This is a genomic window from Flavobacterium sp. P3_A6 (assembly GCF_056403035.1).
This window is the reverse complement of the sequence record NZ_JBFUGG010000001.1, coordinates 270,120-286,331: the sequence shown is the minus strand read 5'-3', so window position 1 is coordinate 286,331 and position 16,212 is coordinate 270,120. Positions and strand designations below refer to the sequence as shown.

The following is a 16,212-nucleotide window of genomic DNA, read 5'->3' as shown; positions in this document are numbered from 1 at the left end:
ACCCAAATCAAAAATAATTTAAAAAGCCCCCAATGAATTTTTTTAAAAAATCTCTTTTATTTTTAAGCATTCTGTTCTTTATCAATCCTGCATTGGCACAATCTACTGATGTCTCATCGACTGCTAATCCTTTACTCGAATTAGGCATAAACACCCAGCTATTGAGATTAAAAGGAAACGTAAAAGAAATGCAGGAACACAAATTTGCAACAGATATTCAAGGACATACAACAAACGATTCTGCATCAGTGAGTAATGTATATAAATTTGATCTGAATGGACAAACTAAAGAAATAGAAGAAACGCTAAGAAATCAGCAGTCAAAAAAGAGCTTCTTTAGTTACACTAACAAAGGCTTTGTCTCCCATATTGATATTGAAACAACCCTTTTTTCAAACGAAAAAGACACTACCGATGCCAACATTGAAAATACAGCTGAGAAAGATCCTATTTTCTCTACGGTAGATTATAAGTACGTTCAAAAGAAAAATATTTTATTTAAAGGAGAAGATTATATAGAGGGTATGCCCAAAAAAACAACTGCCCGAAAAGAATATTTTTACCATTTCAATGACAACAATCAAATTTTTCAAATAGATTATCAAGCATCAGACTTAGTAATCAAATACAATTACGATGCTAACGGACTAATAAAAGAATCTTTGACTTTGAAGTCAGGAATGCCTTTTTCAAAAAACATTTATAAATATGACCGTAACAGCAGGCTAACTAACTTGACGACGATTAATTCAGATAATGTCACGAAATACCCCAATGAAGAAACAGTTATCTCCTATAAACTTGATTCTAATGGAAATGCAATTGAGAAAAAAGTAAAAAACTATCTTTATTCGCCGGAAGGAAATAAGAAATTTAATGAAGGCTATTTATATCTTTATAATTACACCTATTTATAATTTTTTATCTAAAACCCAGTTTGTATCTTAGCCTGGAATTCAAGAATAAAAACTTAACCAACGGTTAAAAGCAACGCCCTTTGCTCTTTAATCTTTTTTACAATTTAACCTACATCCATGAAAAATTTCACATTACTGCTTACTGCACTTGTACTAAGTGCTGCTCAATCTTTTGCTCAAATTAAAATCACAAAAATCAAGAGTAAAGACAAAAACCATTATATAGCTACGGTTATTGGTTACCCGATTGCAGGCATATATACGTATGTAAATCAAATCATGCCCACAACAATTCTTAACGAAGACGGAACTGGAATTATTCAGAACGAAGATTTAACCAAAGAAAATATTATTTGGGGAATTGAATGTTCCGAATCGGGAATTCCAATTTTCAAAGAAGGATTTAATAGTGCAACTTATTCCTTTTGGTATAAAAAAGACACATCGGCAGCTTCTAAATCTGCAAATGAAGATGAATGGACATTACAGCAATTTTCCATTCATTATGACAAAAAGAAAATGTTCATTTCCGGAGAGCGTGTAAAAGAATATATAGAATAGTATTCGTATGCTGTATTGTCTATTATTCTGAAAAACGGAGAGATTCATTCTAAAATAAAATTTGGATTAATAAAATCTACTAAAAAATACTAAAAAAGCGTTCATCTAAAAATGAACGCTTTTTTTAGTATTGATAATAATACATTAATATACAATGACTTAAAAACAAAATTCGTTTTTTAATGAAGTATTATTACTACATTTACAATCCGCTTTATTTTAAATCACTCTTAAAACTTAATAAGTATGAAAAATAAAACTTTTAGAATCGGAATATGTATGGCTGGTGCAGTCTCTGCTGGTGCCTATACTGCAGGCGTAATGGATTATTTAATGGAAGCTTTACGCGAATGGGAAGAAAAAAAAGGACAGCTAAATGTGCCCACCCACAAGGTAGTGATACCAATAATGGGAGGAGCTTCGGCTGGCGGAATGACATCTTTATTAACCGCCAGTACGATAAACAATGAAATCAAACCAGTTCCTTTACCTAATAAAACAAATCTTCTGGACGAACATCCCGAGAATAAACTCTATCATAGCTGGGTAGACTTGGTAGATAAAGATATGTTTCTAAAAATGCTGGATACATCAGACATTTCATCCGGTAATGTGGTATCGCTGCTCAACTCCAATTTTATAGATGATATTGCTGCAAAGATGATACAATCCGACATAAAAAACTGGAAAACAACACCTCTCTTTTTTGAAATGCCAGTAAAAATATTTACCACACTCTCTAACCTAAACGGATTTAATTACAACACCAATTTTAACGGAGGGATTCGAAAAGAAAGATACAATATGGCGGTTCATAATGACTATGCCTGTTTTGAGCTTCATGACGAAAACACTCAAACTCCTCAAACACCGGGCTGGATGCCTTTGAATTTCAAAACCGGAGCTTTTATACAAACGGCACGAGATGCTGCAATGGCTACAGGCGCATTTCCCGCAGGCCTAAAATCCAGAATTCTGGAAAGGGAGTCTTCCTATGTAAATGCTATTCCATGGCTCAAAGATATTTTCCAAAATACTCCTATTAATCAAAATAAGGTAAAAACACTCAATGTTGATGGAGGAATGATTAATAATGAGCCTTTCGAGAAAGTTAGATATCTGCTTGACGAAATTACAATAGAACAAAGAAGCACCCAATATAATGCTCTGAATAAGGATGAAAGACAAGAGTTTCTTAATGAGGTTAACTCTCTTCACAAAAACTTTGAAAATACGATCTTAATGATTGATCCATTCCCAAGTCAAGATAAAATAGAAGAATTTAATTATAGCCAAAATATAACAAATATTATCTCCGAAACCTTTTCGGCAATGACAGCTCAGATGCGTGCAAAACCAATAAATTACCGCAGTGTAATGCAACAGGATGATGCCAGTCAATTTATAATTTCTCCTTCCCGAAAAAGAGAGGATACTGATGGCGCATACAAAGATTTTTTTGGAGAAAAAGCAATTGCTTGCGGAACAATGGGCGGATTTGGCGGGTTTTTGAATAAAGAATTTAGAATTCATGACTACTTTTTAGGAAAATACAATTGTGAAGTATTTTTGAGAAAGTATTTTACAATTCCGGAAGATGCATTACTGGCAAACCCAATATTTGCAGAAGGTTACAACGGTATTGACAAAAGTAAATATGCTGTTGTAGGTGCCGATGGAAAAAAAAGCTACCCGATTATACCCATTTTTAAGCCCGAAGCAGCACCAGATATTTTCCCCATACCTACTTTTTCCTGTGGTGATAATTGGCCAAAAGTATCAGAAGATTTCATCAACGGATACGAAAAACCAATAAAAAACAGAGCCGAAAAAATCATATTAAATATTGTAAAGCTAAGTTCGACAACTCTTTTCTTTTTAAAAGTCGGTTCTTTTGTAATACTGAATAAAATAATAGGAAAAAAAGTGATTAACTCAATTAAAGACTCTCTTCATAAATCGAATTTAATAAGCAATTATTCTCCAAATCGAGAAGAAACGTATTAAAGACTACGAGAAAACAGCTTCTTTTATTAATTTTAAGAAAACGATTTCGTTGATTACCAATATTGTAATTATATTGACTGCAATTAATCATTGGAAAATAAAAATTATTATTAATTTTTATTTAATTTGCGATACAATTTAATAATCTCATAATGATAACGATTACCCGTCTCTTTGATTTCCCATACTATCAGCTTGAAAATTACAATAAACCAGATGCTTTAGTAACAAAGCAAGATGGTGTTTGGGTGAAAACATCGACTCAAGAATATATCGACAAGGCCAATGCTGTTTCCAGAGCATTGCTAAGAATGGGCATTCAAAAAAATGATAAGGTCGCAATCATTTCCAGCAATAATAGAACGGAGTGGCATATCATGGATACTGGTGTTTTACAGACTGGTGCACAAAACGTTCCGATATACCCAACTATCACTGAGGAAGATTATGAGTATATTCTAAATCATTCGGAAGCAATGTACGTATTCGTTTCGGATATTGAAGTATTCCATAAAGTAAACAGCATAAAAGCCAATGTTCCTTCTCTGAAAGAGATTTATTCTTTTAATGAAATTGAAGGATGCAAAAACTGGGATGAGGTATTGCTGTTAGGCCAAGACACCAGCAACCAAGATGCTGTTGAAAATCGAAAAAACAATGTAAATCCAGAAGATTTAGCCACAATCATTTATACCTCGGGAACAACAGGAAGACCAAAAGGAGTTATGTTATCTCATAAAAATATTGTCTCGAATGTTTTGGACAGTGCCGACAGAATCCCTTTCGATCCTGGAGTAAGCCGTGCATTGAGCTTCTTGCCTATTTGCCATATTTATGAACGAATGGTAACTTATATTTATCAATTTTATGGATGTTCCATTTATTTTGGCGAATCCATCGAAAAAATATCCGATAATATCAAAGAAGTAAGACCATCGGTAATGACTGGCGTACCAAGACTTATTGAGAAAGTTTACGAAAAAATTATTGCCAAAGGCACTGAGCTTACCGGAATCAAAAAGAAACTTTTCTTTTGGGCAGTTGAAATAGGCTTAAAATACGAACCTTATGGCGTCAACGGATTTTGGTATGAACTGCAGTTAAAATTAGCCAGAAAATTAATTTTCAGTAAATGGAAAGCTGGTTTAGGCGGAAAATTAGATTTAATTGTAAACGGAAGTGCAGCATTACAGCCAAGATTAGCCAGAATTTTTGCAGCAGCAGAAATATACATTATGGAAGGCTACGGATTATCTGAAACTTCACCTGTAATATCTGTAAATGATTTTAGAAACAGAGGCTTTAAAATAGGAACTGCCGGAAAAATTATTAATAATGTAGAAGTAAAAATTGCCGAAGACGGCGAAATTCTCTGCAAGGGTCCCAATGTGATGATGGGATATTACAAAGATCCTGAAAAAACTGCCGAAGCCATAATTGATGGTTACTTTCATACGGGAGATATCGGAAATATTGATAAAGACGGATTTTTATCAATAACCGACAGAAAGAAAGAAATGTTCAAAACCTCTGGCGGAAAATATATCGCTCCGCAGCTTATCGAAAACACCATGAAACAGTCTCGTTTTATCGAACAGATTATGGTTATTGGCGATGGCGAAAAAATGCCTGGCGCATTCATACAGCCAAGCTTTGAATTCGTTAAAGAATGGGCTAAATTACACGGAATCGATCCTGGAAATACCAATCAGGAAATCATTGCTAATCCAAAAGTAGTTGCCCGTATTCAAGAGGAAATTGATCATTTAAATACCAAATTTGGTAATTGGGAACAAATCAAGCGTTTCGAATTAACACCAGATGTTTGGTCTATTAACGGCGGTCACCTTACTCCTACTTTAAAACTAAAACGTAAAATCATCAAAGAAATCTATAAAGATCTTTATGCTAAAATATACAGTCATTCTTTATAACCCTCTTTATAATTAAAATCTTAAAGTCCTGACACCCAAAGTCAGGACTTTTTTTGTATTTAAAAACTTCTTATCTTCACTGTTAATTTGAAAATAACATTTACGGTTTCATGCAATGAATGTAACTGAATCAGTCTCTCGCAAAGGCGCTAAGTTTAAAGACTTTCCCTTGGCGACTTGGCGACTTTGCGAGAAAAAAATAACACTGCGAGATTCTTAGCCGTTAAAAACAATATCTTATGAAATTCAAAATCAATCTTATCCTTTTCATCAGCCTATTTTTGATTGTGGGCTGTAAAGAAAAAACTGAAGATCCCATCAAGGCTAATTATCTGGATTTCTCCAAAAGAGACGATCAGTTTACGGGCGGTATCAAAATGATCCCCATTACTACTCCCAAAGGCACATTCAAAGTTTGGACAAAAACCGTGGGAAACAATCCAACCATCAAAGTGCTGCTGCTTCACGGAGGCCCCGGTCTTACGCATGAGCTGTATGAGTCATTTGACGGCTATTTCCCGAACGAAAGCATTGAATACATCTACTATGATCAATTGGGTTCCTATTACAGCGATCAGCCGAATGACAACAGCCTGTGGACAAACGAACGTTTTGTCGAAGAAGTAGAACAAGTTCGAAAAGCTTTGGGCTGTGACAATACCAATTTTTATCTTTTGGGGCAATCCTGGGGCGGCATCCTAGCCATGGAATACGCATTAAAATACCAAAAGAACCTCAAAGGACTGATTATTTCCAATATGATGGCCAGCGCGAAAGCTTACAACAAATATGCCGATGAAGTTCTCGGACCACAACTTCCAAAAGCCGTTTTTGACCAAATAAAAACATTTGAAAAAAACAAAGATTACACCAACCCAAAATACACCGAACTGCTTTTTAAATACTATTACACCGAACACATTTTGAGAATGCCTATTGACAAATGGCCGGAATCCATAAACAGGGCTTTCAAGCACATCAACCCAAATGTGTATGTGTATATGCAGGGTCCGAGTGAATTTGGAATTACAGGAGAGGCCACTTTAAAAGATTGGGATGTCACTGCCCGACTTAAAACGATTACCGTTCCCACTCTGGTTATTGGTGCCAAACACGATACTATGGATCCCAAACACATGGAATGGATGTCTAAAGAAGTACAAAACGGACGCTTTTTATTTTGCCCCAACGGAAGCCATCTTTCGCAATATGATGACCAGAAAAACTATTTCAAAGGGGTGATTCAGTTTTTGAGGGATGTCGATAGCGGGGATTTTAAGAAAGGGTAAATAGATATAAAATGCACACTCCAATAAACAAAAAATCACGACTATCTAGTCGTGATTTTTTTTGTTGTTTTTTTACATTATTTCTGCACTAGTTAGCTTCTTCTTATTTTTGTAATTTTATTATCTTTAGACGAATAACTGATTATATATTTAGCTTGTTTAAGATTCTCCATAAATGCAATATTAATCAAACTGTAATCGATAGGTGGTTTTTTTGAACCTACATCAATAATATTTGTATAAGGTGGATTTAATATTCTCAATATTTCTTCAATAGAGCTAACATCTTTAGAAAACAAATCAAAATAAATATTACATAATTTTATTTTTGTATCTATAGATTTAATGTTTTTTAATAAATTTATTAAATATGAATATGAAAATGTGATTAACCTATTGTCTTTTAATATATCACCTACTAAATTTCCAAGATTATTTTTTTCATTGATTTGATCTTCTGATAATTTAATAATTAATTCAACTTTATCCTCTATTGTCAAATCAGAACTTAATAATGATTCATATTCTTTTTCTTCTAATTCATAATCTATCTCTTCTTGATCTCTTTGTTCTATATATTCATCAAAATTCAATTTAATGAGTAGAATTTGTTTATCAAAAGTACACATTCTAAGCAATTCAAAATTTTGTTTATTAAGAGAAATAATTCCTTTTTCTATCAAAAATTTCAACTTTTCTTCTTGAATTTTTTCAATTTTTATATCATCATAACTATCTTCAATTGTATATATTAAAAATGAATATGAAATATTAGAAATTTCATTTGTAGAAATTAAATCTGTTATAAAGCCATCCATCATTTCTTTTGAAACATTAATATCCTTAACATTACTTTTTGACAACTCTAAATAATTTTTTTCAATGTTTAAATATGAGATTAAAAACTCATCAAAAGTATGTTTTTCATAGTATCTAAAAACATTTAACCAAGTTGATTTTATTTTATTTAATGAAAACACATTAATCCAACTTTCTGGATTTTTAATATCTTCTATATTTTCAAACACAACAGATTGATCTTTGATAATCTCATAAAGATCTTCTTCATCATCTAATTTTGGATTATTTATTAGACTAATTAAATATTTCTCACTTTCAGATGTATTAGTTTCAAGTTTTAAAAACACATTTTTAATGTAATTGACTATTTCTGTATCTACATATTTTATTAAATCAACACATTCTGAATCTTGAATTGTTGTATAATTTGCAGTCCTTAAATTGCTAACAAAATCATTTTTTGATAAAGTATTTTCAACGATAACTTGTTCAATCATTTCTTTGTTTAATTGATACAAATTATTTTTATAAATAAAGTCAAACAATGGTTTATTAATTTGAGCATCTAATGGAATTTGAAATTTAACATCTAACTTCAATATGGCTACTTCAACATTTTTATTTTCAAAATTTATCAGATTTAAGAAATCTCCTTTTTGCGAAATATAATTTGAAAGTTTTCGATTTTCATTTTGATTTATTAATACTTCAAAATCAACATTTAAAAGCAAATTTTTAAGAACAAAGTCTTTATTATCAATTGTTAAATTACTTCCTTCGATATAACCCCAAAAATTTGAATATTTTGAACATGTTGCTTTTACAAATTTTTCAATATGCTTTCCTGTTTTCACGTAACATTCTATGAAATCTAATGTTCTTTGATTTTCATCATTAAATTGAGTAAATATTTCTATATATTTTCCAATTTCCTTTTCCAATAAATGATCAAATAACTCAATATTTAAAATTTCATTTTTATGAAAATCATTTTCAAGATGTTTAATCAAATTTTCAATTTTATCAAGTTTGAAATCAACTGGGAGTGCATTATTATTTCTAATGCTAAGAATGAAATTTTTATCATTTCTAGTAATATCACCTTCTTTAAAAATTGAAATATAATCAAAGTAATCCTCAGCAATTAAACCATTGGTTATGAAGTAAATTAAAACATCTGATTTTTTAATTTCAACATTAACTTGTTGGTCAGAGTTTTTATTTTTAGTCAAAATTTGCTGAAGAGTGTATTGTTTTATTTGGTTTATTTCCTCATTTGATCTACTAATCAAATCTTTTAATTTTTTAATTTCTTTATTTTCTTTTTCAAATATCAATTCAACTCTTTGATTGTAATTATAATTTGAATCAACTTTTTTTTCAATTTTTTCAAAACTAAAATTCATTTCAGTTACTACATCCTTTAATCTATGGGCATAGGTTTCAACTGCTAATTTTGTGCACGAAATTTTTTCTATTTTTCTTATTCCATCAAAAACATCATCATCAATTAAGTTCTCAATTTGATTTAAAAAATATGTCTTTTGATTAATATTAACCTTTGTTGTTTCATCAGGTAGTTCTTTTAAAATTTCAACAATATAAAGTCTGCGTAGATCCTTTATATTATTTATTTTTGTTTTGTCATCTACTAAATCTTTTAATCTCGTTATTTCAATATTATTTTTACTGATATTTTGTTCTTCAATTTTAGTCGCTTTTTGTTTAATTACTTTTAAATCTTTGTTAAATACATCATAAATCATTCCTTCATTTTTATGAAGTATTGCAAAATCTTTTGGAAACAAATTTTTGTAAATGATAAATGACAATAATTTGTTTGGAATTAATTGAATTTCAGTCTCTTTGGTTAGCTTATCATAATAAACTTTATATTCATTTATTATATTTTTTAATAATCGCATATCGTCTATATAAAGCGAAATATCATAAAGCAGATTTTTATCTATTTTTTCATCTTTTAATTTTTCCACCAAAAAATCAAAGGAATTGGAGGAATTTACAATAGGTATTACTGGCAAAATAAAATCAAAAAATTTTGTTCGATCACCATTCTTAAACATTTCATCTTTTAAAGCATAAATAAAAACAATGTGTCGATTAACTTGTTTTGAAATGTTTAACAATAAGTTTATTTCTCGAAGTTTAGTAAATATTTCGGGTTCTTGAAATCGATCTAAATCTTCGATAATAACGACATTATATTTAGTTCTTTCAAAAAAATAAATTATTTCATCTAGATTTTTATTTAATATGGAATTATCAGCAACTTCTCTATTTAATTCAACTTCACCTTTTAAATTTATTTTATTAAATTTAAAATCACTGACAGTTTTAACAAAACCTCTAATAATGTAAAATGCTCCTAATAGTAAAGAAAAAATTGATAGAATCTCAAAAATTTTAAAATTGAATTCACAATTTTCACTTTCAAAAAAATAAAACTTAATGCAATTAAGTTTAGTAATTAAAGTATTATGAAACAAAAAGATATAGCCCAAAACTGTGGTTAAACAAAATATTGTATTAATATAAATAGAATGATTTTTTAGGTTTTTTATTTTTTGAAATCTTGAATTCGGTATTGTGTTACTTTTTTCAACATAAAGCATCTGTTGTAGAATACTCAATTCAATTTTTTTATTTAAATCATCAGATTTTTTAGTTTCTGTCTTTTCAGAAGTTTGATTTTTAACTATTTCTTCAGTATCGGATTTTAAAACTGAAGCAGGGTTTTCTGTTTTATCGAATAAATCATCAAAAGTTGCTAATGAAATATCAAGTATTCAAACTCAGTATGTTTTTCTTTAAAAGTTTTTAAAATACTACTTTTCCCTGAGCCATAAGAACCTGTTAAAGCAATATTTTTTACATTTTTGTTTCTTAAAGCCCAAAATAATGAATTTATATAAATATCATCTTTTACAATTACTGGAGTTAAGTCTTCAAATGAATTAGGATTTTCATTAAAAGGATATCCTAATTTGCAAATTAGATTATTTTTTATTCTTTTTAAATGATTTGATAATCGGATAAAAATTATGTCAAAATAAATCTTCACATATTGAATTGATTTTTTTTTAGGTTGAACAATTTCTTCTTTAGGATTCAATTCTTTAACTTTTTCTTTATTTTTCATATTATAACTTTTTCCTAATTTATCTTATTTGTCAATTATCAAACCGTCAAAAAAATCTATTCAATCCCATATTTATCTTCTTTAATCTAATTTCACGGTTTCTAATAAAAAAAAATCAAATTTCTCTTCTCTTAACCTCTAGTAACTAACTTATCCATAGTTTCCTTCAAATATAATTACAATAAATTTCATACAATTACGGAAATCCATAAACAGTCAATAAATCCGTTTATTACTTGCAGATTAAACCAAAAAATCAGAATCCAATCGCTGTTTAAATCTATCAATGGGTTTCAAATCTACATTAGTATCTCCATTGAAAATATCAAAAGGATCGTCCAGACCGCTAATCAATAAATACAAATAGCAAAACAAAAACGTAATGGCAGAGGTCACCAAATAATCGGCAGAGGGGCTTTTAAATTTGGTAATCAGCAAAAGCGACATCACTATAAAAAGGATACTTTGGAGTAAGGTATATGCTGGCTTTATAAAATTATTTCTAGAAATCGAATAGGCACGCGTGAGCTGTTTCCGCATTGCATTGGTGTTTTCCTGTATGCCTTTTATGGCTTCCTTATCTACGCCTCTTTCGGCAAAATAATAGGCGATTTCATTGGACTTTCTAATTAACGGAAAAATAACCGTAGAATCTTTACCACTGGAATAAATCCATGCAATAATGCCATCAGTAATGGCGAGCATTTCCTGACGCAAAAAAGTACTGTTTAATTCTTCCCTGCATAAATCGGTGGTTCCTGTTCTTGGTGCTCGAAAAGCTAAGTAAATCCAGTCTTTGATTGCTTCAAGATTTGAAGCCACTTCGCCCGGGATTTTTTCACTTTCTTTAAAATCGGTCATGGTTGCTGCCAATAATAACCCGAATACAAAAAATGCTCCTGTAAAAATTATCGTAATATCGGACAGTTCTATCAAATCGTGAAAATCCTGTCCATAAAGAGAAAGATTTTTGAAAATAAAATTTTTTATTCCTAATATGGCTAGTGCAGCAATAAATGACTTTAGGATTATAGTCCTGTTCAATATAAAATTCATTTGTATTTGTTTTTTTTGGGCAAAGTAAGAAAAATAAACACACCTCTCACCTATTTTTCTTATCAAAAATCCAACTGTTTTCCCAACTTAAACTACTACCACTTACTGTTGCTTGGAGAGGATTTGAATCTCAATTTTTTGGATAAAAACTAAAACCTAACCCGTTTTAAAAACGGGTTAGGTTTTAGTTAGTCTTCTCTACTCCCATCATCAGCCATTCGAACCATTTTTGGAGTAAATTTTGCCACTACATCAACCAATTCATGTTGTGCTTCCATAACCTGATTGATATCTTTGTAAGCCATTGGCGCTTCGTCTAATCCTGCTCCAATAAGCGTTACGCCGTGATCTTTCAGAATGGTCTGCATTTCATTTTGAGTAATGGTTTTGATCGCTTGAGTTCTGCTCATTTGCCTTCCTGCCCCATGTGAAGCCGAGTTAATGGCGTTCTCCTCTCCTTTTCCTCTTACCAAAAATCCTGGTGCCGTCATACTCCCCGGAATGATTCCCATCACACCTTTGCCTGCCGGAGTTGCTCCTTTTCTATGCACAATCACTTCTTCGCCGTTCCAGATTTCTTTCCAAGCAAAATTGTGGTGGTTTTCGACTTTCGCCAAAACCGCAGCACCTAAAGCTTTCTGCATTTTAGTATGAATAATTTCATGACAAGCCGAAGCATAATCTCCCGCAAGGTTCATCGCGATCCAATATTCCTGTCCCAATTGCGAATTCATATCCAAATAAGCTAGATTCTTGGCAGCTTCAGGAAGTTTACAAACCTCTTTGGCAATTTTGGTATAATGTCCTGCGATGGTTGCTCCCATTCCGCGTGAACCGGAATGCGTTAACAAAGCCACATATTTTCCTTTTGGAATGTTCAAAATGGCATCGTCTTTAGTAAATTCCATAATTCCGAACTCGACAAAGTGATTTCCTCCGCCAGAAGACCCCAATTGTGACCAAGCTTTATCTTTTAATTGCTGAACAAAAGGGTTCATATTAAAAGCATCATTCTCCAAAACCGCATGATCTGATTTGTACTGACCGTGAAATCCGTGACCCGCACCAAATTTAGAATGAGCTATTAATTCTCTTTTGAATTTGGCTTCATTTTCGAAATAAAAATCCTCAGGAATATCATAAACGGACAATGCCATTCTGCAGCCAATATCGACACCAACTCCATATGGAATAACAGCATTTTTGGTTGCTAAAACACCGCCAATCGGCAGTCCGTAACCTTGATGCGCATCGGGCATTAAGGCTCCCGCAACCGTAACAGGAAGTTTCATCGCAACTTCCATCTGTTTTTTCGCTCCTTCTTCGATATGCTCTAATCCATAAGCGGAATATTGATTCGGATTTTGGTTTAAAGCAATAAAATCTTCCGGTTTTTCATTTGCTTTTTCAATTAAAGCAATAGCTAATGGACTAAAAATTTCATCTTCAATATAGTTTTCCGGCGTTTCTAATACGTTTTTGAAATGAGTTATCATTTCATCACGCTTGAAACCGTATCTTCTGCTGTTGATTTTCAACGCTGCTCCGATTCCTTTTCCTTCTGGAAATCCTAATTCTATTAATTCAAATCCGTTAATTTGTGTATTCATTTTTATTTTCTTTTAAAAAGAGCAAAGATTCATAGTGACAAAGTTCTTTTACTGCTGTGCAAGTTATCTTAATATAAATCGACCGCCATTTTCTTGTTGTAGTAATAAAATTTCATTAATTCTCTTAATTTCGGCTATTATTGGTTTTATTTCATATTCCACATTGAACATCTTAAAAATATGTTTATCATAAAAATATGCTCTAAAAAATATTCTTGCATCATCTACGTAAGTTATTGGTCCTACGTATTTCTGCATGACTATTCCGTTAATAAATTCTTTTAAAAAATCATCTAGATTTTCATCAAAGTGCTCAATAAGATTTCTCATTTTTCTATCTCTCAAAAGATTCGAATCATTAATATTATAAACTTCGCGTAACTTTTCCGCTCTATTTTTATAATTACCAGTATTCTTTGAAGGCCAAAAAAATCGAGAAATTGCTCCTACATTAAGAATGATATTTTGAAGCAAATCTAAAATCACATCATCATTTTGACAATCGTGATATTCTTTTTTCCAAAAATCGTTTAATGATTCAACATCATTCAAAATTGAACGTGTTTTGGTTAATAAAGCTTTACTATAAAAAGCTTCATTAAAAGGATGGATTTCAAATTCTGAATTTTTCATATCTATCAATTTATTTTTTAAAGATTCAAATATTACTGCGCACTAGTTTTTTATTTTTTTCTGCAATCTTTTTTAAAATTAATAATTTTTAAAAGAGGTAATGTTTAGGAATGGTTTGTTTTTCATTTGGTCGAAGTATCCATTTCCTGACGACACTCTTTTTTAAGAGCAATAGTTTATAAGTGATAATTTAGGACTCGAACCTAATTAAATCAACCAACGAAGTAACACTTATATACGGCATCTTATAAATTTGAAAAAGTGATAATGGAGAAGAGTCTTTGAACCCTAACGAAGTAACTCTCCTACACGCCATTTTTCAGTTTTAAAAAGAAGTAAAAAGCAATAAGAGAAACGGGGCATGTCTGTGCCAGAGTCGAACTGGATAGCCTTGCTGATTTTACAACTTCGCTATTCCTCCCCAAATTTGAGACGAAGTAACTCTTATTTACGACATTCTTTTTTATTTTTAAAATAAGGCAATAGTCAAAAAGTGACATTTCCTGCTCTAACCACTGAGCTACATTTTCATGATTACACAAAAATGGAGAGAATCGAACTCCCGTCCTGGGCGTTAAAAAGGCGAAGTAACACTTATTTACGGCACTTATTTTTTGTTTTCAATGAACTTATCTTTTTTACAAAGATTCAAATACTGCTGCGCAATTATTCTGCGCAGCAGATTTAAATTTACAATTCTATTCGGTTAATGTAGTTCAAAGCACTGCTTTTATCTTCTAAAGCATGCAATATATCAAACACTTTATCTGACCAGCCGGCAATTAAATAAACATCATTTTTCTCGATATTTATTGGCGCTTGACCATAACCAGCCAAATCAAACAAATACAATTTAGCATTTGGAGCGATCTTTTTATAGTTCTCCCAAGATTTGCTAAAAGTGTGATTGGTTTGGTTACTATTCCACATTTGAACATCTGTGAACAACATTACTTTATCAGTAATTTGTTTCCGCTTAATCAAATCTTCCAAAACCAAATAACCATTGGTAGAGTAACCTACTTCACCTTCACGCTTGTAGTATTCGTTTACATTTGACAATACATTTCGTTTTGACATATTGATTATTTTCCATGTATCACCAAACATACCACTCACCACATTCTGACAGCGGTTTTGCATTAACATACCCAGCATCAAACCAATATCATAAAGCATTACTTTACTTTTTGGAGAGATATTTTTCTGCATAGAACCAGAAACATCACAGGCAATCACAACCGAAGTATGTATATCAAAACCTTTTATATTTCGGGCACTTATCATTACAGCATTTTCCAAAGCGTCTAAAACCATAGAAGTGTATTTCAACTTCAATTCTTTCATTTCACGGTAAGCTGCTAAAAAACGGAAAGGCAATTGTTTTGAATTCAAAACTGCTTTTTCATTCGAAAGATACTCACATACTTTCATTACATGAAAACCTGAAACATCTGCTTCCAATATATTTCGCAGATTACGCATCAAAGCCATATAACCTATTTTGTTACTGTCTATCAATTCTTCCCATTTTTGGGTGAATGCTTTTTGTTTTTCGGCTTCACTCGAATATTTGAACTGACCCAATTTTGACAATTCAGTTTCCCAAGTATAAGGTGTCTGCAAAGTATCGTTTACGATTTTGTTAAACAATTCCTGCTGTAAATCGTCTTTTGCTTTTGGGTGTACCAAAAACAAAGCATCTTTTAATTTAACAGCACCGTCACGATTGTATTTTGCAAACTGATATTCATCAAATTTATTGAAAGAAACTGCCAAACCTTTTTGTATTTGTTTAGACAAACGATTCAATTTTTTAACGCCGTTTCGGTCATTCGCCATTTGGTAGTAAGCCAAAAGTTCAGTTATCTCATCGGCACGCTGAATTACGTTTGCAATCATTTTACTGATCAACGAATCGCCTGAATAAATCTTAGCCAATTCAACAATTAAAACTAGCGGAACCGAACGCATATGCATTTCGTTACGGGCATAAACGGCAAGTTTAGCTACAAATACCGGATTGCTTTTTTTGATCAAAATTTTGATTCGCTCCAAACGGGTATCCTCTTTTTCATAAAATGAAGCACTTAATCCTGTAGTTACAACAGCTACGTACAATTCATATTCTGCTGTTAATGGAAAAGCTTTTGCATTTTCGTGATTAACTATAGAAGTTTTTTCTTTTGATAAAAAATTGAATTTCATAATTTCTGGTTTTTAAAATTAGACAATTGGTTATTG

General features: G+C 31.4%; 9 protein-coding genes and 1 pseudogene. 5 read left to right on the top strand and 5 right to left on the bottom strand.

The window, feature by feature from the left end; genetic code table 11:
- Positions 1-32: 32 nt before the first annotated feature.
- From AC1DVP_RS01270 to AC1DVP_RS01250, 5 genes are all read left to right on the top strand, one after another.
- Positions 33-917 carry a hypothetical protein gene (locus tag AC1DVP_RS01270; RefSeq protein ID WP_477181745.1) on the top strand — a complete coding sequence of 295 codons (885 nt, stop codon included), beginning with the start codon at positions 33-35 and terminating at the stop codon, positions 915-917.
- A 117-nt stretch (positions 918-1,034) separates the two neighbouring features.
- A complete protein-coding gene (locus AC1DVP_RS01265; RefSeq protein ID WP_477181744.1) occupies positions 1,035-1,478 on the top strand; it encodes a hypothetical protein in 444 nt (147 codons plus the stop codon).
- Positions 1,479-1,724: 246 nt separating this feature from the next.
- The gene (locus AC1DVP_RS01260) at positions 1,725-3,485 is read left to right on the top strand and encodes a patatin-like phospholipase family protein (RefSeq protein ID WP_477181743.1); all 1,761 of its coding nucleotides are present in this window, start codon (positions 1,725-1,727) and stop codon (positions 3,483-3,485) included.
- A gap of 152 nt (positions 3,486-3,637) precedes the next feature.
- Positions 3,638-5,419: an AMP-dependent synthetase/ligase gene (locus AC1DVP_RS01255; RefSeq protein ID WP_477181742.1), complete on the top strand. Its 1,782-nt coding sequence runs from the start codon at positions 3,638-3,640 to the stop codon at positions 5,417-5,419.
- A gap of 239 nt (positions 5,420-5,658) precedes the next feature.
- Positions 5,659-6,708: a proline iminopeptidase-family hydrolase gene (locus AC1DVP_RS01250; protein ID WP_477181741.1), complete on the top strand. Its 1,050-nt coding sequence runs from the start codon at positions 5,659-5,661 to the stop codon at positions 6,706-6,708.
- Between the two features lie 92 nt (positions 6,709-6,800).
- On the opposite strand, the pseudogene AC1DVP_RS01245 reads toward AC1DVP_RS01250, so the two are convergent.
- From AC1DVP_RS01245 to AC1DVP_RS01225, 5 genes and pseudogenes are all read right to left on the bottom strand, one after another.
- Positions 6,801-10,669 (bottom strand): annotated as a pseudogene (locus tag AC1DVP_RS01245) (YobI family P-loop NTPase).
- Between the two features lie 243 nt (positions 10,670-10,912).
- Entirely contained in the window at positions 10,913-11,725 is an 813-nt protein-coding gene (locus AC1DVP_RS01240) for a hypothetical protein (protein WP_477181740.1), read from the bottom strand.
- Between the two features lie 188 nt (positions 11,726-11,913).
- On the bottom strand, positions 11,914-13,335 hold the full coding sequence (locus AC1DVP_RS01235; protein ID WP_477181739.1) for an RtcB family protein: 1,422 nt from the start codon (positions 13,333-13,335) through the stop codon (positions 11,914-11,916).
- A gap of 63 nt (positions 13,336-13,398) precedes the next feature.
- Positions 13,399-13,968: a hypothetical protein gene (locus AC1DVP_RS01230; RefSeq protein ID WP_477181738.1), complete on the bottom strand. Its 570-nt coding sequence runs from the start codon at positions 13,966-13,968 to the stop codon at positions 13,399-13,401.
- 690 nt (positions 13,969-14,658) lie between these two features.
- Entirely contained in the window at positions 14,659-16,176 is a 1,518-nt protein-coding gene (locus tag AC1DVP_RS01225) for a TROVE domain-containing protein (protein WP_477181737.1), read from the bottom strand.
- Positions 16,177-16,212 lie beyond the last annotated feature (36 nt).